Source organism: Cupriavidus basilensis (genome assembly GCF_008801925.2).
In the GTDB taxonomy this organism is placed as follows: domain Bacteria; phylum Pseudomonadota; class Gammaproteobacteria; order Burkholderiales; family Burkholderiaceae; genus Cupriavidus; species Cupriavidus basilensis.
The window spans coordinates 1,104,673-1,123,480 of the sequence record NZ_CP062803.1; the positions used below are offsets into that span (position 1 = coordinate 1,104,673).

Annotated in this window: 17 protein-coding genes; 9 read left to right on the forward strand and 8 right to left on the reverse strand. The window is 67.0% G+C overall.

The window, feature by feature from the left end:
• The 3 genes from F7R26_RS04955 to F7R26_RS04965 all read left to right on the forward strand — a co-directional run bounded on the left by F7R26_RS04955 (window position 1) and on the right by F7R26_RS04965 (window position 2,342).
• Window positions 1–789 carry an SDR family oxidoreductase gene (locus F7R26_RS04955; RefSeq protein WP_150986298.1) on the forward strand — a complete coding sequence of 263 codons (789 nt, stop codon included), beginning with the start codon at window positions 1–3 and terminating at the stop codon, window positions 787–789.
• Between the two features lie 72 nt (window positions 790–861).
• Window positions 862–1,263, forward strand: a complete 402-nt coding sequence (locus F7R26_RS04960; protein ID WP_150986297.1) for a methylglyoxal synthase — start codon at window positions 862–864, stop codon at window positions 1,261–1,263.
• Between the two features lie 104 nt (window positions 1,264–1,367).
• Window positions 1,368–2,342 carry a quinone oxidoreductase family protein gene (locus tag F7R26_RS04965; protein ID WP_150986296.1) on the forward strand — a complete coding sequence of 325 codons (975 nt, stop codon included), beginning with the start codon at window positions 1,368–1,370 and terminating at the stop codon, window positions 2,340–2,342.
• A gap of 31 nt (window positions 2,343–2,373) precedes the next feature.
• Here the strand turns inward: F7R26_RS04965 and F7R26_RS04970 are convergent, their stop codons facing one another.
• The 6 genes from F7R26_RS04970 to F7R26_RS04995 all read right to left on the reverse strand — a co-directional run bounded on the left by F7R26_RS04970 (window position 2,374) and on the right by F7R26_RS04995 (window position 9,227).
• The gene (locus F7R26_RS04970) at window positions 2,374–2,667 is read right to left on the reverse strand and encodes a YkvA family protein (RefSeq protein WP_043344566.1); all 294 of its coding nucleotides are present in this window, start codon (window positions 2,665–2,667) and stop codon (window positions 2,374–2,376) included.
• 257 nt (window positions 2,668–2,924) lie between these two features.
• The gene (locus F7R26_RS04975; protein ID WP_150986295.1) at window positions 2,925–4,070 is read right to left on the reverse strand and encodes a BMP family ABC transporter substrate-binding protein; all 1,146 of its coding nucleotides are present in this window, start codon (window positions 4,068–4,070) and stop codon (window positions 2,925–2,927) included.
• A gap of 172 nt (window positions 4,071–4,242) precedes the next feature.
• Complete coding sequence (locus F7R26_RS04980) at window positions 4,243–5,163, reverse strand: ABC transporter permease (protein ID WP_150986294.1); 921 nt, start codon at window positions 5,161–5,163, stop codon at window positions 4,243–4,245.
• A 16-nt stretch (window positions 5,164–5,179) separates the two neighbouring features.
• The gene (locus tag F7R26_RS04985) at window positions 5,180–6,280 is read right to left on the reverse strand and encodes an ABC transporter permease (RefSeq protein ID WP_150986293.1); all 1,101 of its coding nucleotides are present in this window, start codon (window positions 6,278–6,280) and stop codon (window positions 5,180–5,182) included.
• Window positions 6,273–7,862 carry an ABC transporter ATP-binding protein gene (locus F7R26_RS04990; RefSeq protein WP_150986292.1) on the reverse strand — a complete coding sequence of 530 codons (1,590 nt, stop codon included), beginning with the start codon at window positions 7,860–7,862 and terminating at the stop codon, window positions 6,273–6,275. Before F7R26_RS04990 ends, F7R26_RS04985 begins: the two co-directional genes overlap by 8 nt.
• 426 nt (window positions 7,863–8,288) lie before the next feature.
• Window positions 8,289–9,227 (reverse strand): pirin family protein, encoded by a 939-nt coding sequence (locus tag F7R26_RS04995; protein ID WP_150986291.1) that lies wholly within the window; start codon window positions 9,225–9,227, stop codon window positions 8,289–8,291.
• Window positions 9,228–9,922: 695 nt separating this feature from the next.
• Here F7R26_RS04995 and F7R26_RS05000 point away from each other — a divergent pair.
• The 4 genes from F7R26_RS05000 to F7R26_RS05015 are packed head-to-tail and all read left to right on the forward strand — an operon-like array spanning window position 9,923 to window position 13,457.
• Window positions 9,923–10,639: an ABC transporter permease gene (locus F7R26_RS05000; protein WP_150986290.1), complete on the forward strand. Its 717-nt coding sequence runs from the start codon at window positions 9,923–9,925 to the stop codon at window positions 10,637–10,639.
• A 37-nt stretch (window positions 10,640–10,676) separates the two neighbouring features.
• A complete protein-coding gene (locus F7R26_RS05005; protein ID WP_150986289.1) occupies window positions 10,677–11,621 on the forward strand; it encodes a glycine betaine ABC transporter substrate-binding protein in 945 nt (314 codons plus the stop codon).
• Window positions 11,622–11,631: 10 nt separating this feature from the next.
• The gene (locus F7R26_RS05010) at window positions 11,632–12,279 is read left to right on the forward strand and encodes an ABC transporter permease (RefSeq protein ID WP_006162433.1); all 648 of its coding nucleotides are present in this window, start codon (window positions 11,632–11,634) and stop codon (window positions 12,277–12,279) included.
• Between the two features lie 2 nt (window positions 12,280–12,281).
• Window positions 12,282–13,457, forward strand: coding sequence for an osmoprotectant ABC transporter ATP-binding protein OsmV (locus tag F7R26_RS05015; RefSeq protein ID WP_150986288.1), 1,176 nt, complete (start codon window positions 12,282–12,284; stop codon window positions 13,455–13,457).
• Between the two features lie 65 nt (window positions 13,458–13,522).
• Here F7R26_RS05015 and F7R26_RS05020 read toward each other — a convergent pair whose 3' ends face one another.
• Complete coding sequence (locus F7R26_RS05020; protein WP_150986287.1) at window positions 13,523–15,100, reverse strand: aldehyde dehydrogenase (NADP(+)); 1,578 nt, start codon at window positions 15,098–15,100, stop codon at window positions 13,523–13,525.
• Window positions 15,101–15,311: 211 nt separating this feature from the next.
• On the reverse strand, window positions 15,312–16,058 hold the full coding sequence (locus F7R26_RS05025) for a FadR/GntR family transcriptional regulator (RefSeq protein ID WP_150986286.1): 747 nt from the start codon (window positions 16,056–16,058) through the stop codon (window positions 15,312–15,314).
• A gap of 228 nt (window positions 16,059–16,286) precedes the next feature.
• Between F7R26_RS05025 and gudD the strand changes: the two genes are divergently transcribed.
• Window positions 16,287–17,645, forward strand: coding sequence for a glucarate dehydratase (gudD, locus tag F7R26_RS05030; RefSeq protein WP_150986285.1), 1,359 nt, complete (start codon window positions 16,287–16,289; stop codon window positions 17,643–17,645).
• Between the two features lie 154 nt (window positions 17,646–17,799).
• Window positions 17,800–18,750 (forward strand): Bug family tripartite tricarboxylate transporter substrate binding protein, encoded by a 951-nt coding sequence (locus tag F7R26_RS05035; protein ID WP_241754496.1) that lies wholly within the window; start codon window positions 17,800–17,802, stop codon window positions 18,748–18,750.
• Window positions 18,751–18,808: the final 58 nt, after the last annotated feature.

Sequence of the window (18,808 nt, forward strand, 5' to 3'; positions counted from 1 at the left end):
ATGGATCTAGGATTGCGCGGCAAGCATGCGCTGGTGTGTGGCGCCAGCAAGGGCCTCGGTTTTGCCTGCGCCGACGCGCTGGCCGCCGAAGGCGTGGATGTGGTGATCGTGGCGCGCGGCGCCGAGGCGCTGGAAAAAGCCGCGGCGGACCTGCGCGCGCGCCACGGCCGGCGCGTGATGGCGGTCGCCACCGACATCACGACTCCGGCGGGGCGAAAGCTGGCGCTGGAAGCCGTCGCCAAGCTGGGCGACCTGGACATCCTGGTCAACAATGCCGGCGGCCCGCCTCCGGGCAATTTCCGCGACTGGGACCGCGACACCTGGCTGGCCGCGATCGACGCCAACATGCTGACCCCGATCGAGCTGATCAAGGCCACGGTGGACGGCATGATCGCGCGCAAATGGGGCCGCATCGTCAACATCACCAGCGGCGCCGTGAAGGCGCCGATCGATGTGCTCGGCCTGTCCAACGGCGCGCGCTCGGGCCTGACCGGCTTTGTCGCCGGCCTGGCGCGCGAAGTGGCGCAGCACGGCGTGACCGTGAACAACCTGCTGCCCGGCCCGTTCAATACGGATCGCCTCTACAAGACCATGGAGGGCGGCGCCAGGCAGGCCGGCCTGTCGATCGAGGAAGTCTCCAAGCGCCGCGCCGCGCAGAACCCGAGCCGCCGCTTTGGCGAGCCGGCCGAGTTTGGCGCCACCTGCGCTTTCCTGTGCAGCCGCCACGCCGCGTACATGACCGGGCAGAATGTGCTCCTCGACGGCGGTGCCTACCCCGGTACGTTCTAAGCGACTGCCGTGGGCGTTTTCCGGCCGGGCCATGCCAGCCCGGCTTTTCCCTGACTGGCCAGGATGATGCCGATGACTCCCCCGCGTATTGCGCTGATTGCGCACGACCACAAGAAAGATGACATCGTGGCTTTTGCTGGCCGCCATCGCGATTTCCTGTCACGTTGCGAACTGCTCGCCACCGGTACCACGGGTGGCCGCCTGAGCGACGAAATCGGCCTGACGGTGACACGCATGCTCTCCGGCCCCTGGGGCGGCGACCTGCAGATCGGCGCGCAACTGGCCGAAGGCCGCGTGGGCGTGGTGATTTTCCTGCGCGACCCCATGACGCCGCAACCGCACGAACCCGATATCAATGCCCTGGTGCGCGCCTGCGACGTGCACAACGTGCCCTGTGCCACCAACGTGGCCACCGCGGATCTGCTGATCGCGGAACTGCGGCGGATGTACCCGGAGTCAGCCGAGTCGGCCTGATGTACTTCGGCATCAACGCTTACCAATGCTTACCAACGCGTACCAACACGCACCAACACGCACCAACACGCACCAACACGCAGCAACTGGAAAAGGAGCGAGACATGAGCAAGGCCATCCGCATTTTCGAGACCGGCGGCCCGGAGGTGATGCAGTGGGTTGACGTCGAGGTGGGGGATCCCGGCCCCGGCGAGGTGCGTGTGCGGCACGAGGCGGTCGGCCTCAACTACATCGATGTGTATTTCCGTACCGGGCTGTACAAGCAGCCGCTGCCGGGTGGCCTCGGCATGGAAGGCGCCGGCGTGGTGGAGGCGGTTGGCGCCGGCGTGGGGCACCTGAGCGTGGGCGACCGTGTTGCTTATGCCGGCCGTCCCACGGGCGCCTATGCGCAGGTGCGGGTCATGCTGGCCGATATCGTGGTGCGCCTGCCGGACGCCATCTCGTTCGAGCAGGGCGCGGCGATGATGTTGCAGGGCCTGACCACGCAGTACCTGCTGCGCGACAGCTACCGCGTCCAGGCAGGCGACACCGTGCTGCTGCACGCCGCCGCGGGCGGCGTTGGCCTGATTGCCAGCCAGTGGCTCAAGGCACTGGGCGCGACCGTGATCGGCACCGCCGGCAGCGATGAAAAAGCCGCGCTGGCGCGCGCGCATGGGTGCGACCACACCATCGTCTACACGCGTGAATCCTTCGTCGACAAGGTCAAGGAGATTACCGGCGGCAAGGGCGTCGCCGCGGTCTACGACTCGGTCGGCAAGGACACCTTCAACGGCTCGCTGGATTGCCTGAAGCCGCGCGGCACCATGGTGGTGTTTGGCAATGCATCCGGCCCGGTGCCGCCGTTCGATCTGTCCGTGCTGGGCAACAAGGGCTCGCTGCGCATCACGCGGCCAACGCTGATGACCTATGTGGTGCATCGCGAACTGCTGGAGCCGATGGCTGCCGAGCTATTCGAGATGGTGACCAGTGGCCGGGTGAAGATCGAAGTCCGCCAACGCTACGCGCTGGCGGATGTGGCGCAGGCGCATCGCGACCTGGAAGGCCGCAAGACCACCGGCACGACTGTCCTGCTGCCCTGAAGCGCAAGCCTGGTGCGAGCCGCTGGGCCCGTTAGCGCGCTCGCACCGTCTGGGCGCCGGCACGCGCCTCGGCCTGCCGCAACACGTGCGCGGGCAGGCGCCTGAGGATGAAGTGCACCGCCAGCGGGATCAGCACCACATCGTCCATCAGGCCCAGGCCAGGGATGAAGTCGGGGATCAGGTCAATGGGCGAAATGGCGTACAGCACCAGGCCCAGCGCGGCCGGCTTCAACCAGCGCGGGGCGTCGGGATGGCGCAGCGCGTACCACAGCAGGCGGCCGTCGCGGCGCACCAGGGTCCACAGTGCCGAAAATCGTTTCCACATGAGAGGTCTCCTTCACTTTCCACAAGCGCCAAGCGGCATGGCCGATTGCGCCACTTGCAGATAGCTTGGGCCAATCCTCGGCGCTTCAAGTTCCGCGGGGCGTTCAGGTGGGGGAGAGGTGACCCGAAGGACATCCAGTGACGAACATCCAGTGACGGGCGTGCAGGGCAGGTGGCGGGGCGCGGGAAGCACCACGCCACCGTGCCGGCAGCGCTGCGAGCGCAGGCTGCCGGCAACCGCTAAACCGGCGCTGGCGATCAGCCCGGGATCTTGCCTTCCACGCCTTCGACGTAGAACTTGACGCCGTGCAGGAAGCCGTCGTCGGCTACCTGGTCCTTGGCCAGTTGTTCCTTGCCGGTGTTGTCCTTGATCGGACCCTTCCAGATCGGAGCCGAGCCGTCGGCGATGCCCTTCTTGCGCTCTTCCACCAGCGCCTTGACGTCATCCGGCACCACGGCGTTAAAGCCCTTCAGGTCGATCATGCCTTCCTTGACGCCCCACCACGTGGTGCCGTTCTTCCACTGGTTAGCCAGCACGTCGCCGACCACCTTGTTGTAGTACACGCCCCACGAGATCACCGAGGCGGCCAGGTGGGCCTTCTCGCCGAACTTGCTCATGTCGCTGTCCCAGCCGAATGCGTACACGCCCTTTTCCTGCGCGGTCTGCACCACGGCGGCGGAGTCGGTGTTCTGCATCAGCATGTCAACACCCTGGCCGATCAGCGTGGTGGCGGCTTCACGCTCCTTGCCCGGATCGAACCACTTGTTCACCCACACCACCTTGACGGTGGCCTTGGGGTTGACGCTGCGCGCGCCGATGGTGAACGAGTCGATGTTGCGGATCACCTCGGGGATGGGCACCGATGCCACCACGCCCATCTTGCCGGTCTTGCTCATCTTGCCGGCGACGACACCAGCCAGGTAAGCGCCTTCATAGGTGCGCACGTCGTACTGGGCCAGGTTGTCGGCGGTCTTGAAGCCGGTGGCGTGCTCGAACTTCACGTCCGGGAATTCCTTGGCGACCTTGAGCATCGATTCCATGTAACCGAAGCTGGTGCCGAAGATGACCTTGTTGCCTTGCGCGGCGAGATCGCGGAACACGCGTTCTGCATCGGCGGCCGATTCGGGCACGTTCTCGACGAAGGACGTCTTCACCTTGTCGCCGTATTTTTCTTCCACGGCCTTGCGCCCGGCATCATGGGCGTAGGTCCAGCCTGCATCGCCGACCGGGCCGATGTAGACGAAGGCGACCTTGAGCGGTTCGGCCTTTTGCTCGGCGGCGGGAGCGGAGGCCGGAGCCGCGCTTTCCGCCGGCTTTTCGGCTTCTTTCTTGCCGCAGCCCGCGAGAGCCAGCACGGCGGTGGCAGCCAGGGCGGCAAGGGTTTTCCTGCGCGTGACGATCATGATTTCTCCTTGTTATGACCGGGGTACTGAGTACCGATGTTTTGATTAAGGTTGCAACTGTGGCTCTGAACAACGAGGGCTTTAAGCCTGAAGTCTCTGACGGACTTTATAAAAGCAAAACAAAAACAGAAAACACGGCGCAGCGCCGGGAGAGGCGCGGCGGCGGGATCGGTCAGGCGGCACCAGGGCGGAACGGCTTGCCCAGCGAGGCCGGCATGTTCAGGCGGATCCACGCCGGGTTGCGCGAGATCAGCGCCAGCACGACGATGGTCGCGGCATAGGGCAGCATCGACAGGATCTGCGACGGCACCGAGACACCAATGCCCTGCAGGTAGAACTGCAGGATGGTGACGCCGCCGAACAGCCAGGCGCCCGCCCAGACGCGGCCCGGGCGCCAGGTGGCGAAGGTGGTCAGCGCCAGCGCGATCCAGCCACGGCCGGCCACCAGGTTTTCCACCCACATCGGCGTGTACACCAGCGACAGGTAGGCGCCGGCCAGCCCGCAGCAGGCGCCGCCGAACAGCAGCGCGCCAAAGCGGATCAGGCGCACCGGATAGCCCAGCGCATGCGCGGATTCCGGCGATTCGCCGATCGCGCGCAGTGTCAGCCCGGCGCGCGTGCGAAACAGGAACCACATGATGGCGCAGCACAGGAACAGGCTGAAATACACCATCCAGTGCTGCTGGAAGAAGGCCGGCCCGAAGAACGGAATATCGGCCAGCCAGGGAATCGACTTGGCCTGCGACGGCATGGCAAAGCCGACAAAGCGCTGGCCCATGAATGCCGACAGCCCGGTGCCGAAGATCGACAGCGCCAGGCCGGTGGCGACCTGGTTGGTGGCCAGCACCAGCGCCAGCCATGAGAACAGCGTGGCCATCAGCATGCCGGCCAGCGCACCGGCGGCAAAACCGATCAGCGGCGACTGGGTCTGGTAGCCGACCATGAAGCCGAACGCGGCGGCGACCAGCATCATGCCTTCGGCACCCAGGTTGAGCACGCCGGCGCGTTCGTTGATGAGCAAGCCAAGCGCCGCCAGCAGCAACGGCGTGCCGGCGTTGATCGCGGTGGCGATAAGAGGGGCGAGTTGTTCCATGTCTTGGGGGTTCCGCTCAGGCGGCCTTGGCGCGCCAGCGCAGGCGGTTGTCGATCAGCGTATCGCTGGCCAGCAGGAAGAACAGCAGCATGCCCTGGAACACCGAGCCCAGCGCAGAAGGCAGGCCCAGGCGCGACTGAGCCATTTCGCCGCCGATATAGAACAGCGACATGACGATGCCGCCGAACACGGTGCCCACCGGATGCAGGCGGCCCACGAAGGCCACGATGATCGCGGTGAAGCCGTAGCCGGGGGAGATCGAGGGCAGCAACTGGCCGATCGGGCCCGTGACTTCGAACGCGCCCGCCAGGCCGGCGGTGCCCCCGGAGATCATCAGCGCGCTCCACAGCGAACGGCGCGCCGAGAAGCCGGCATAGCGTGCCGCCGCCGGGGCGGTGCCGCCCACCTGCAGGCGGTAGCCCGCAAAGCTGCGGAAGATGAAGACGGTCATCAGCACCACCAGCACCAGCATCACCACAAAGCCCGCATGCAGGCGCGAGCCCGACATCAGGTTGGGCAGCAGGAACTCGGAGGAGAATACCTTGGACTGCGGGAAGTTCATGCCGTTGGGATCCTTCAGCGGCCCGTTGACCACATACAGCATCAACTGCTGCGCGATATAGGTCAGCATCAGCGACACCAGGATCTCGTTGGCGTTGAACTTGTCCTTGAGCGCGGCGGTGAGCGACGCCCAGAACATGCCGCCGACCACGCCGGCCAGCGAGGCCAGCACCAGCACCACGGTGCCGTTCACGCCATTGCCAGGCACATCGAAGTACAACACGGTGGCGCCGGCGAAGATGCCGCCGACAATGAGCTGGCCATCCGCGCCGATGTTCCAGATATTGGCGCGATAGCACACCGAAAGCCCGAGCGCGCACAGTACCAGCGGCACGGTCTTGAGCAGCACCTCGCCGATGGCGCGGCGGTCCTTGAGCGGGTCGACCAGGAACACCTTGAGCGCGGCCACCGGATCCTTGCCGAGCAGCAGGAACAGCAGCGCGCCGAAGGCCAGCGTCAAGGCCAGCGCGATGAAGGGCGAGGCATAGGCCATGCGGCGCGAGGGCAGCCCGCGCGGTGCCAGCGACAGCGGTGAGCGAAGGAAGAAATCAGCCATGGTGCACGGCCTCCTCTTGTTCGCGCCGGCCGCCTGGCCCACCTTCCCAAAGACCGCTCATCCACAGGCCCACCTGCTCTCGGGTGGCGTCCTGGGTCGGAATCGACGGCGACAACCGGCCCTTGGCGATCACGTGCAGGCGATCGCAGATGGCGAACAGTTCGTCCAGTTCTTCCGACACCACCAGCAACGCGCAGCCGGTGGCCTTGAGCGCCAGCAGCTCGTTGTGGATCTGCGCCGCGGCGCCCACATCCACGCCCCAGGTCGGCTGGGCCACGATCAGTACCTTCGGGCCGCTTTCGATCTCGCGGCCGACGATGAATTTCTGCAGGTTGCCGCCCGACAGGCTCTTGGCCAGCGCGTCGGGCCCGCTGGCCTTCACGCGGAAGCGGCCGATCACGGCCTGCGCGAGGCCGGCGGCGGCCCTGGGCGAAATCATGCCGCGCTGCACATAGGGCGCGGACTGGTGCGAAAGCAGGATATTCGCGGCCAGGCTCATGCCCGGCACGGCGCCACGGCCGAGGCGTTCCTCGGGCACGAAGGCCAGCCCGGCACGGCGCCGCTGGCGCGCGTCCAGCTTGCCCACCGGTTTGTTGTCCAGCGTGATGGCATCGCGTGCGGCGCGCACATCCTCGCCCGACAGCGCCGCCAGCAATTCCTGCTGGCCGTTGCCGGACACGCCGGCAATGCCAACGATCTCGCCGGCGCGCAGGTCCAGCGAGATGCCGGCAAGTTCCGTCGCGAACGCATGCGAGCGCGGCAGCGAGAGTTCGCGCACCGCCAGCCGGCAGGCGCCGGGCTCGGTCTGCACGCGCGCCTCGCGCGGCGGCTCGCCGCCGATCATCAGGCGCGACAGCGAGGCCGCGCTTTCCTGGCGCGGATCGCACACGCCGGTGACACGGCCCATGCGCATCACGGTGGCGCTATGGCAAAGCTCGCGGATCTCGTCGAGCTTGTGGCTGATGTAGAGGATGCTGGTGCCTTCCGCCGCGAGCTGGCGCAGCGTGATGAAGAGGGTTTGCACCGCTTGCGGCGTCAGCACGGAAGTCGGCTCGTCCAGGATCAGCAGCTGCGGCTTGGCCAGCAGGGCCCGCACGATTTCCACGCGCTGGCGCTCGCCGACCGACAAGGTGTGCACATGGCGGTTCGGCTCCAGCGGCAGGCCATAGCGCTGGGCGGTCTCGCGGATCTGGTCGGCCAGCTGCTTCATATTGGTGCCCGCATGCGGGCTGCCGGCTGCCGTCTTGCTGCTCCGGGGCAGGCCAAGGGCGATGTTCTCGGTCACTGTCAGCGTATCGAACAGCGAAAAGTGCTGGAACACCATCGCGATGCCCAGGTTTCGTGCATCGTGCGGGTTGTGGATCGCGGCGCGCGCACCGTTGAAGTGCATGTCGCCGGCGTCCGGCTTGACCGCGCCGAAGATGATTTTCATCAGGGTGGACTTGCCGGCGCCGTTCTCGCCGAGCACGGCGTGGATTTCGCCGGGGGCGACAACGAGGGACACGTCGTCGTTGGCGGTCACGCCGGGGTAGCGCTTGCTGATATGGGCAAGCGCCAGCCTTGGGGTTGTGCTTAAGGTCACTGAGGCGGCTCGAGTTGTTATGGCAGCAACGTGGATCAATGTTCGTTATGTATCGGGCAGCACCGGCGGCAGTGCGTGGGGCAGGATCGCCGTTACGCATTGCAGCAACCATCACTGGGTGGTGATGCCGTTTATTAACCGTGGATTATATAAGTGTGTGGGGTTCGGACGACCTGATCAGGCCAGTTTTCTCGGCCCCACAACGGATACAAGCAGGTTGCAAGTCGCATGCCGGGCATGTTGGGCGGGTGCGTGGGAGGCCGGGCCGCCGAGGGCGGCCAGCATGGCCGGTTGGCGCGAAACTGGCGTGCAGTTTGCGAAAAGCGTGGGGAGTAGCGCAGGGAGAGGACGGGGGCCGGGGCCGGGCGCCCCGGCCAATGCCGGAACGGGAGCGGCGCGATGCCGCCCCCGATGGGTCACAGCGTGTCAGGCGCCGTTGCTGACCGCGATCTGGTTGAAGCGGCCTTCGCGGAAATCGGCCAGGGTCTGGTAGATCTCCTCCTGGGTGTTCATCACGAACGGCCCATATTGGGCGATCGGCTCGCCCAGCGGCTTGCCCGCGATCAGCAGGAAGCGTGCATCCGCCGTGGCCGTCACGGTGACCCCGTCAGCGCCGGCGGCGTTGTCCAGCACGCCCATGCGCTGCGCTTCCAGCACCGCGGCGTTGCTGCCCGCGCCGACCGCGATCTCGCCGCGATAGGTGTACAGGAAGGCGTTATGCCCTTGCGGCAGCGCTTGCGAGAAGCTCTGCCCCGCCGGCAGCGAGACGTCCAGGTAGAGCGGCTCCGTGACCGGGCGCGTGACCGCGCCAGCCACCCCGTGCGAGGCGCCCGCCAGCACGCGCACCGTGGCGCCGCCCGGCAGCGCGACCGTGGGCACGGCGGCGGCCGGCAGGTCGCGGTACCAGGGCGCCGTCATCTTGTCCGCGGCGGGCAGGTTCAGCCACAGCTGGAAGCCTTCCATGCGGCCGTCTTCCTGCTCGGGCATCTCCGAGTGCACCACGCCGGCGCCGGCCACCATCCACTGGGCACCACCATTTTCCAGCAGGCCCTCGTTGCCGGCGCTGTCGCGATGGCGCATGCGGCCGGCCAGCATATAGGTGATGGTCTCGAAGCCGCGGTGCGGGTGGTCGGGGAAACCGCCGATATAGTCGTCGCGGCTATCGGTCCCAAACGCGTCCAGCATCAGGAACGGGTCCAGGCGGCGCTGCAGGTTCTGCGTGAGCACGCGGGTGAGCTTGACGCCGGCGCCGTCCGAGGTGGCGATGCCGCGCACCACGCGGTCGACCGCGCGCGAGCGCTGCACGGTTTCCGTGGCGGTGGCCGGCACGGTGGGGGCGGTAGGGGTGGCAGTGCGTTGTTCCATGATCGATCTCCTGTTGGCTGGGGATGGCGGCAATGGCGCGCGGCCCCAAAGGCTACCCCCGTAATTTAAGGGTTTGGGCCAGAACCGGTAGAGGCCATCCGGGCAAAAGATTGTTCTGCCCATGGTACGGCCGATCCCTTGTGATGCTTCAATTCTGGAACAACGCGAGTGGCGCCGGGATGCCAGGCGAAGCCTGATAAATACGGCCAGAAAGTGGTGCGAAAGCGCCGAGATGGCGTAATGATGACAAGATCGCTGTAGTTGGGTATAATAGCGCTCTCGTTGTCATCCGATGCTGCGTAATCAAGTCGGGCTGGCAGGGTCCGGGCAGGCGTTTTTGCGTGCCGCCCCAACCCCTTGCCTGCCCAAGCGTGGCACCGGCCGATTGATCCGGCGGCGCGTCGGAACCACCAAATTTGCGCTGCCACTGGCCTCCCGTTCCTGCATCTCGCAGCGGGTTGCGCCGCTCCCGGGACTCCCGCCCTTACCGGCACGGTGTCCTTTCAATTGGGTTTTCCGCTCTCCAGCGTGAAGCCCGGCGCCCGTCCACCGGCTCATCTGCCGGTCATGGCGGGCAAGGCAATCTAGTCAGGGCCGGCGGGCCCCCATTTGCACCCGCCTGAGCCCACTTTGTTCGTCCGTCAATCCGGATGTGGTTTCTCGTGCCCACATCTGGCATGCGGACAGAGGGGAATATGTCCAAGCAATCCGTACAGGCGCTGGCCTGGGGATGTCTCACGCTCGCTGCGCTGGCCGCTCTGGTCACCTGGATCGGCGTGGATGTCATCCTGCAATATCGGGACCGCCTGTGGTACGACGTTGCCGACCACCTGCGTCTGGTGGCGTGGTCGATGGGGCTGGCGCTGGTCACCGGCATCCCGGCTGGCATCGGCCTGAGCCGTCCATGCATGCGCCGCTGGGCCGACCGCCTGATGCAGGTCTTCAATATCGGCAACACCGTGCCGTCGCTGGCGGTGCTGGCGCTGGCCCTGGCCGTGCTCGGCATTGGCGAGCGGCCCGCCATCCTGGCGCTGTGGCTGGCCTCGCTGCTGCCGATCGTGCGCAATACCTGCGAGGGCCTGCTCGGCGTTTCCCCGGCACTGACCGAGGCCGCGCGCGGCCTTGGCATGACCGCCATGCAGCGCCTGTTCCGGGTCGAGCTGCCCAACGCGCTGCCGGTGATCCTGGCGGGCGTGCGCATCAGCCTGGTGATCAATGTCGGCACGGTGCCGCTGTCCTTCCTGATCGGCGCCAACAGCCTGGGCGAATTGATTTTCCCCGGCATCTACCTGAACAACCAGCCCCTGCTGCTGCTGGGCGCTGCGGCCACCGCGCTGCTGGCACTCGCCCTCGATGGCCTGTTTGCCGCCGCCGGTTATTGCTACCTGCGCCGCCGCGGGCTGGCGCGCTAAGGCGCGCAGGGGCGCACCGAACATGAAGGAGAAACCGATGCATTTCATCACAAGCGCGCTGGCCCGCGCGGGCCGCGCGGCCCGTGGCCAGGCACGCCTGCTGGCGAGTGTCGCCGTGCTTGCCGCCGTGGCAGCCATGGCGCTGCCGGCGCACGCCGACACCGTTCGCGTAGGCGGCAAGAACTTTACCGAGCAGCTGATCCTGTCGTCGATGACCACGCAGTACCTGCAGGCCAAAGGCTTCACCACCGAGCTCACCGCCGGCCTGGGCAGCACGCTGATGCGCCAGGCCATGGAAAGCGGCCAGCTCGACGTGGTGTGGGACTACACCGGCACGGCGCTGATCGTGTTCAACAAGGTTGAGGAAAAGCTCGGCGCCGGCGAGAGCTACGAACGCGTCAAGACGCTCGACGCCGCGCGCGGCCTGATATGGCTCGACGCCTCCGGCATCAACAACACCTATGCGCTGGCGATGCCGCGAAAGCGTGCCGAAGCCGCTGGCGTGACCACGTTGTCGGCCTTTGCCGAAACGATGCGCGCCGCCGGCGAGGGCACCGCCCATCCGTTCGCGGTCGACATGGAGTTCGCCGCGCGCCCCGACGGGCTGGAGCCGCTCAAGGGGCTCTACAAGCTGCCGTTCTCGCGCCGCGACGTGATCCAGCTCGATCCCGGGCTGGTCTACACCGCGCTGAAGAACGACCAGGTCGAACTGGGTCTCGTCTACACCACCGATGGCCGTGTCAAGGGCTTCGACCTGGTGCTGCTGGAAGACGACCAGCACTTCTTCCCCGCCTATAACGCGGTGCCCGTGGTGCGCAAGGCAACGCTGGACGCGCATCCCGAGCTCGCGGGCCTGCTCAACGCGCTGGCGGCCCAGCTCGACAACGCGGCCATGACCGAGATGAACTACCAGGTCGATATCGACCAGCAGCCGGTCGACAAGGTGGCGCAGGAATTCCTGCGTGGCCACGGCCTGATCTGAAGAGGGCCGCATGGACTTGCTGACTTACCTCCAACACAGCTGGCCGACGCTGCTCAAGCTCACCGGCCAGCACCTGGCGCTGGTGGGGTCCGCGGTGGGCCTGGCGATCGTCGTCGGCGTGCCGCTGGGCATCCTGTGCGCGCGCTTCCGCTTTCTCGCCACGCCGCTGCTGACGCTGGCCACCATCGTGCTGACCTTGCCCTCGATCGCGCTGTTCGGGCTGATGATCCCGATCTTCGCGCGTTTCGGCCACGCGCTGGGCTACGTGCCGGCGGTGACCGCGGTGTTCCTGTATTCGCTGCTGCCGATCATGCGCAATACCTGCGTGGCGCTCGCCAATGTCGACGACGGCATCCAGGAAGCCGGGCGCGGCATTGGCATGACCACCTGGCAGCGCATGCGGCTGGTGGACCTGCCGCTAGCCGTGCCGGTCATCCTCGGCGGCGTGCGTACCGCCGTGGTGATGAACATCGGCGTGGCCACCATTGCCGCCATCATTGGCGCGGGTGGCCTCGGGGTGCTGATCCTGCAAGCGATCAGCCAGAGCAACATGAGCAAGCTGGCGATCGGCGCGGTGCTGGTCAGCGTGCTCGCCATCGTGGCCGATGCCTGCCTGCAGTGGTTGCAGCGGGCGCTGACACCGAAAGGAATTCGCTGAACATGATCGAACTCGACCAACTCACCAAGACCTTCAAGCAGAAAGATGGCGCCGAAGTGCGCGCCGTCGACGCCGTATCGCTCACTGTGCCCAAGGGCGAGATCTGCGTCTTCCTCGGCCCCTCGGGCTGCGGCAAGACCACCACGCTCAAGATGATCAACCGCCTGATTCAGCCCAGCTCCGGCCGCGTGCTGATCGACGGTGAGGACACCTCCCGCGTGGACGAAGTCACGCTGCGCCGCAAGATCGGCTACGTGATCCAGCAGATCGGCCTGTTCCCCAACATGACCATCGAGGAGAACATCATGGTGGTGCCGCGGCTGCTGGGCTGGGACAAGAAGCGCAGCCGCGAGCGCGCGCGCGAGCTGATGTCGATGGTGCAGCTCGACCCCGGCAAGATGCTCACGCGCTATCCGCGCGAGCTCTCGGGCGGGCAGCAGCAGCGCATCGGCGTGATCCGCGCGCTGGCGGCGGATGCGCCCGTGCTGCTGATGGACGAGCCGTTCGGCGCGGTGGACCCGATCAACCGCGAGAGCATCCAGAACGAGTTCTTCCTGATGCAGCGCCAGCTCGGCAAGACCGTGATCATGGTCTCGCACGACATCGACGAGGCCATCAAGCTGGGCGACCGCGTGGCCGTGTTCCGCGGCGGCAAGCTGGTGCAGTTCGACCATCCGGACGCACTGCTGGCGCGTCCGGCCGACGATTTCGTGCAAGCGTTCATCGGTCACGACAACACGCTCAAGCGCCTGCTGCTGGTGCGCGCCGGCGATGCCGCCACCATGGCGCAGACCTGCAGCCCCGGCATGCCGCTGGCGCAGGCGTTCGCCATCATGGACGAGGCCGACGTGCGCCACCTGCCGGTGGTGGATGATGCGCAGCGCGCGTTGGGCTACGTCACGCGGCGCGATGCGCGTGCGGGGCAGGGCATGTGCGCGGATGCGATGCGGCCGTTCATGGCGACCGCCGCGTTCGACGAGCACCTGCGCATCGTGCTCTCGCGCATGTACCAGCACAACACCAGCTGGCTGCCGGTGGTCGATGCCGATGGCGTCTACCTGGGCGAAGTCACGCAGGAGTCGATCGCCGACTATCTCAGCTCGGGCCGCTCGCGCGGGAATGCGCCGGTGATCCAGCCGCCGCAGGCGCCGGCTGCCATCGAGCGCATTGCTGCGTAATGCTCAGCTAGCGCGATAGAAAAAGGGCCGGAATCTCCGGCCCTTTTCCATGGGTGCGCGCGGGGTCAGTCGCGGGCCAGTTGCCCGTCGGTGAGGCGCCACACGTTCAGCGGGTTGCCATCCTGCAGCGCGGGCGGCAGCAGTTCCGCCGGCACGTTCTGGTAGCACACCGGGCGCAGGAAGCGCTCAATGGCCGATGCGCCCACCGAGGTGGCGCGCGTGTCGGACGTAGCCGGGAACGGCCCGCCGTGCACCATGGCGTACGACACTTCCACGCCCGTCGGATAGCCGTTGAACAGCACGCGCCCGGCCTTGCGCTCGAGCACGGTCAGCAGGCTGCCGGCTTCGGCACGATCCCCCGCATCCGCTTGCACGGTGGCGGTCAGCTGGCCTTCCAGGCGGCGCGCCACCGCCAGCATCTCCTCGTGGTCGCGGCATACGACCAGCACCGAGGATGGGCCAAACACTTCGGCTTCCATGCGGTGGTCCGCCAGAAAACGCTCCGCCGTGGTTTCGAACAGCGCGGGGCGGGCCTGGTTGGGGCCGCTGGCGGCCTGGCCGCTGCCGATGCGGCGCAGCCCTTCGATATCGCTGAGCTGGGCCACGCCGTTGTCGTAAGCCTGGCTGATTCCGGGCGTCAGCATGGTCGCCGCCGCCTTTTCCGCCAGCGCCGCAACCGCGCCCTGGCGGAACACGTCCAGCGCCGGGCTTTCCACCGCCAGCAGCAGGCCCGGGTTGGTGCAGAACTGGCCCACGCCCATCACCAGAGAATCCACCAGATTGCGCGCGATCTCCGCGCCGCGCGCGGCGAGAGCTGCCGGCAGCAGAAACACGGGGTTGATGCTGCTCATTTCCGCATAGACGGGGATCGGCTGGGGACGGTTGTTGGCCGTTTGCACCAGCGCCAGGCCGCCGCTGCGCGAGCCGGTGAAGCCCACGGCCTGAATCGACGGATGCGCGACCAGGGCCGTACCCACGGCAACGCCCGCGCCCACCAGCAGCGAGAACACGCCTTCGGGCAGGCCGGCATCGGCCACGGCTTTCTGGATCACGCGCCCGACCAGCTCGGAGGTGCCGAGGTGGGCCGAGTGCGCCTTGACGACGACCGGGCATCCGGCCGCCAGCGCGGATGCGGTATCGCCGCCCGCTACCGAAAACGCGAGCGGGAAATTGCTGGCGCCGAACACCGCCACCGGGCCGACCGCGATCTTCTGCAAGCGCAGGTCGGGGCGCGGCGGCGTGCGCTCCGGCAGGGCGGAGTCGAGCGTGGCGGATTGCCAGCGGCCATCGCGCAGCACGCTGGCGAACAGGCGCAGCTGGCCGGCGGTGCGGGCACGCTCGCCCTGCAGACGTGCAACAGGCAATGCGCTCTCCGCGTGGGCGCGCTCGATCAGCGTATCGCCCAGGGCTTCCAGGCCGCTGGCGATCGACTCCAGGAACCTGGCGCGGGTTTCCGGCGAGGTGTTGCGGTAGGTGTCGAACGCGGCTTCGGCCAGTGCGCAGGCACGCTCAGCCTCGGCGGCGCCGCCGCCATGGAATTCCGGTGCCAGGACTTCACCCGTGGCCGGGTTGGTGGCATGGAGAATCTTGGTGGTGCCGCGCACTGCGCTGGCGCCGATCAGCATTTCGCCGGTAATGGTCATTCGCGTTTCCTGCTATTCAACTGCAATCAAGTGGGAGCGTGCCGTAGCTTGCGCTTGAGGCGGCGTGGATGTGGCCCTGGGCTAACACGCGGGGCGCGTCAATGGGGATACAGCACCGCCGCGTTTTATTGTAAGACATCCTACAACAAGCGACGCTCGCCGGGCAAGCAGGAAATCCCGGTTCCCGCCGGGATGCGCCAGCCGCCAGGCCCTAGCCGGCTTCCACCGCCGCCGACGCCTTGCGCAGGCGTTCGCGGCTGTTGGTCAGGTGCATGCGCATGGCGGCCTTGGCGCCTTCGGGGTCGCGCCGCTCGATGGCGTCAAAGATGTTCTCGTGCTCGATATTGACGCGCTCGAGGTACTGTTCGCGCTCCTGCGCGCTGACATGCAGCCGGCTGCGCGGGATCACCATGGTGCCGAGGTGGCCCATGATGTCCGTGAAGTAGCGGTTGCCGGTGGCGCGCGCGATCAGCAGGTGGAACTCGAAATCGGCACTGACGGAATCCTCGCCGCCCGCCGCCGTGCGCTTGAGCTCGTCGAGCGCGCCACGCATTGCCGTCAGTTGCTCATCGCTGCGCCGCGATGCTGCCAGGCTGGCTGCCTCGGCTTCCAGGCTGACGCGGAATTCCAGCATGGCCAGCACGTCCATGGCAGTGCCCATGGTGGCGGGATCGATGCGAAAGGGCGAGCCGTTCTCGGCGCTGCGCGCCAGCACGAAGGTGCCGATGCCGTGGCGGGTTTCCACCAGCCCGCTAGCCTGCAGCCGCGACAGCGCTTCACGCACCACGGTGCGGCTGACGCCGAGCGCGGCCATGATCTCGGACTCGGTCGGCAGCTTGTCGCCCGGCTTGAGCTGGCCTTGCTGGATGCGCTCGCTCAGGTTGCTCACCGCCTCTTCGGCAAGCGTACGGCCGCGGCGCCGCAGCGGGGGAGTGGAGGCAAACATCGGGTTTGACATGGTGATGGGCTGGGACTTGACCGGATCGCAATGGCCTCATTATACTGCGTCGTAAGTTATATGACGACCGATAACAGGTGTCTCCCGTCGCATTGGCTATAGCAGCCGCTTTGGGACCTGGCAAGCACCGCACACAAGGATCCGGCAGCAGCCGGCGCATCCAACCCGAGACAACCCGCAAGGGCCGGCCGCCAACGCGGCGAGCCGCTCTTCCCGCTGGAGTTCAACATGACCCAATCATCCCTTTGCGCCGCGCCCATGGCAGGCACGCCCGTGATCACCGAGCTGACGGTCGTGCCGGTGGCCGGCCACGACAGCATGCTGATGAACCTGTCCGGCGCGCACGGTCCGTTCTTCACCCGCAATATCGTCATCCTGAAAGACAGCGCGGGCAATACGGGCGTCGGCGAGGTGCCGGGCGGCGAAGCGATCCGCCAGACGCTGGAGGATGCGCGCGAACTCCTCGCCGGCCAGTCGATCGGCAACCACCAGGCGCTGCTCAATCGCGTGCGCACCGCTTTTGCCAGCCGCGACGCGGGCGGGCGTGGCCTGCAGACCTTCGACCTGCGCATCGCCATCCATGCGGTCACCGCGCTCGAGGCCGCGCTGCTCGACCTGCTGGGCAAGCATCTGGGCGTGCCGGTGGCCGCGCTGTTGGGCGAAGGCCAGCAGCGCGATGCCGTGGAGATGCTGGGCTACCTGTTCTATATCGGGGACCGCAACCGCACCACGCTCGCCTATCGCAGCGAACCCGAAGCGGACAACGACTGGTTCCGCCTGCGCAATGAAGCCGCGATGAATGCCGAGGGCGTGGTACGGCTGGCGCAGGCTGCCTATGAGCGCTATGGCTTCAACGATTTCAAGCTCAAGGGCGGCGTGCTGCGCGGCGACGAAGAGATGGAAGCCATCCTGGCGCTCGCCGAGCGCTTCCCCAAGGCGCGCATCACGCTGGACCCCAACGGCGCATGGTCGCTGGCCGAAGCCGTGCGCCTGTGCCGCGACAAGCATGGCGTGCTGGCCTATGCCGAAGATCCTTGCGGCGCGGAGGAGGGCTACTCGGGCCGCGAGGTCATGGCCGAGTTCCGTACCGCCACCGGCCTGCCCACCGCCACCAACATGGTCGCGACCGACTGGCGCCAGATGGGCCACGCGGTGCGCCTGCAATCGGTGGACATCCCGCTGGCCGATCCGCATTTCTGGACCATGCAGGGCTCGGTGCGGGTGGCGCAGATGTGCGCCGAATGGGGCCTGACCTGGGGCTCGCACTCGAACAATCACTTCGATATTTCGCTGGCGATGTTCACCCACGTGGCCGCCGCCGCGCCGGGCCGCGTCACCGCGATCGACACCCACTGGATCTGGCAGGACGGCGAGCGCCTGACCAAGGCGCCGCTGAAGATCGAGAACGGCAAGGTGGCCGTGCCGACGGAGCCGGGCCTGGGCGTGGAGCTCGATATGGCGCAACTCGCGCTCGCGCACGAACGCTACAAGAGCATGGGGCTGGGTGCGCGCGACGACGCCGTGGCCATGCAATTCCTGATCCCGGGCTGGACCTTCAACAACAAGGCACCCTGCATGGTCCGGTGAGCCGCATCCGCGGCCCCCGCACGAATACAACAAAACCACCAAGAACCAGGAGACAACCATGAACAAATTCGATGGCCGGCCGGCAGCGGCGGGCATGCTCGCCGCACCCGCGCGGCGCAAGTTCGGCCGGCTTGCCGCGGCCACCCTCGCTGCCATGGCGGCACTGGCCACCGCAGGCGTGACCAGTCCCGCGGCCGCCTCGCCGGCATGGCCCCAGAAGGCCGTATCCGTGGTGGTGCCGTTCCCTGCGGGCGGCTCCACCGATACCATCGCGCGCATGCTGGCGGTGCCGCTCAATGAAAAGCTGGGCCAGCCGTTCGTGATCGACAATCGCCCCGGCGCTACCGGGGCCATCGGCGCGACCATGGTCAAGCGCGCGCCCGCCGATGGCTACACCTTGCTGGTGGCGTCGATCGGCGTCTATGCGGTGAACCCGTTCCTGCAAAAGAACCTGGGCTATGACCCGGCCAAGGACTTCGACCTGCTGACGGTGGCCGTGCGCGCCCCCAACGTGCTGGTCACCAAGCCGGATTTCCCTGCGAAGAACTTGCAGGAACTGGTCGCGTACATGAAGAAGAATCCGGGCAAGGTGGCGTTCGCCAGCTCCGGGGCCGGTTCGTCGGACCATCTGACAGCCGCGCTGTTCTGGCAAAAATCCGGCACCGACGGCCTCCACGTTCCTTATAAGGGTGGGGCGCCGGCCATCTCCGACCTGCTCGCCGGCCAGGTGGACGTCTCGTTCCAGAACGTCAACGCGGTGCTGCAGCATATCCGCAGCGGCAAGCTCAAGGCGCTGGCGGTGACCGGCGACAAGCGCTCGGCGGTGCTGCCGAACGTGCCGACCATGGCGGAGGGCGGGGTGAAGGACGTGGACGTGTATTCCTGGCAAGCCGTGGCCGCGCCGCGCGGGCTGCCGAAGGACGTCAAGGCGAGACTGCATGCCGCGCTGGTCGGCTCGCTCAACGAGCCGCAGATGCGCCAGAAGCTGGCCGAGAACGGCTTCGAGGTGGTCGCCAATACGCCGGAGCAGTTCGAGCAGTTCGAGAAGCAGGAACTCCAGCGCTGGAAGGGCGTGATCGAGGCGGGCAAGATCAGCATCGATTAAGTCCGCGGCATCAGCGCAAGCATTGCGCTTTGCCCCGCCTGTGCGCGGGGCGTTTTTA

Coding starts and splice junctions, on each gene's coding strand:
- F7R26_RS04955 (WP_150986298.1), top strand. CDS start 1: ATGGATCTAGGATTGCGCGGCAAGCATGCGCTGGTGTGTGGCGCCAGC.
- F7R26_RS04960 (WP_150986297.1), top strand. CDS start 862: ATGACTCCCCCGCGTATTGCGCTGATTGCGCACGACCACAAGAAAGAT.
- F7R26_RS04965 (WP_150986296.1), top strand. CDS start 1,368: ATGAGCAAGGCCATCCGCATTTTCGAGACCGGCGGCCCGGAGGTGATG.
- F7R26_RS04970 (WP_043344566.1), bottom strand. CDS start 2,667: ATGTGGAAACGATTTTCGGCACTGTGGACCCTGGTGCGCCGCGACGGC.
- F7R26_RS04975 (WP_150986295.1), bottom strand. CDS start 4,070: ATGATCGTCACGCGCAGGAAAACCCTTGCCGCCCTGGCTGCCACCGCC.
- F7R26_RS04980 (WP_150986294.1), bottom strand. CDS start 5,163: ATGGAACAACTCGCCCCTCTTATCGCCACCGCGATCAACGCCGGCACG.
- F7R26_RS04985 (WP_150986293.1), bottom strand. CDS start 6,280: ATGGCTGATTTCTTCCTTCGCTCACCGCTGTCGCTGGCACCGCGCGGG.
- F7R26_RS04995 (WP_150986291.1), bottom strand. CDS start 9,227: ATGGAACAACGCACTGCCACCCCTACCGCCCCCACCGTGCCGGCCACC.
- F7R26_RS05000 (WP_150986290.1), top strand. CDS start 9,923: ATGTCCAAGCAATCCGTACAGGCGCTGGCCTGGGGATGTCTCACGCTC.
- F7R26_RS05005 (WP_150986289.1), top strand. CDS start 10,677: ATGCATTTCATCACAAGCGCGCTGGCCCGCGCGGGCCGCGCGGCCCGT.
- F7R26_RS05010 (WP_006162433.1), top strand. CDS start 11,632: ATGGACTTGCTGACTTACCTCCAACACAGCTGGCCGACGCTGCTCAAG.
- F7R26_RS05015 (WP_150986288.1), top strand. CDS start 12,282: ATGATCGAACTCGACCAACTCACCAAGACCTTCAAGCAGAAAGATGGC.
- F7R26_RS05020 (WP_150986287.1), bottom strand. CDS start 15,100: ATGACCATTACCGGCGAAATGCTGATCGGCGCCAGCGCAGTGCGCGGC.
- F7R26_RS05025 (WP_150986286.1), bottom strand. CDS start 16,058: ATGTCAAACCCGATGTTTGCCTCCACTCCCCCGCTGCGGCGCCGCGGC.
- gudD (WP_150986285.1), top strand. CDS start 16,287: ATGACCCAATCATCCCTTTGCGCCGCGCCCATGGCAGGCACGCCCGTG.
- F7R26_RS05035 (WP_241754496.1), top strand. CDS start 17,800: ATGGCGGCACTGGCCACCGCAGGCGTGACCAGTCCCGCGGCCGCCTCG.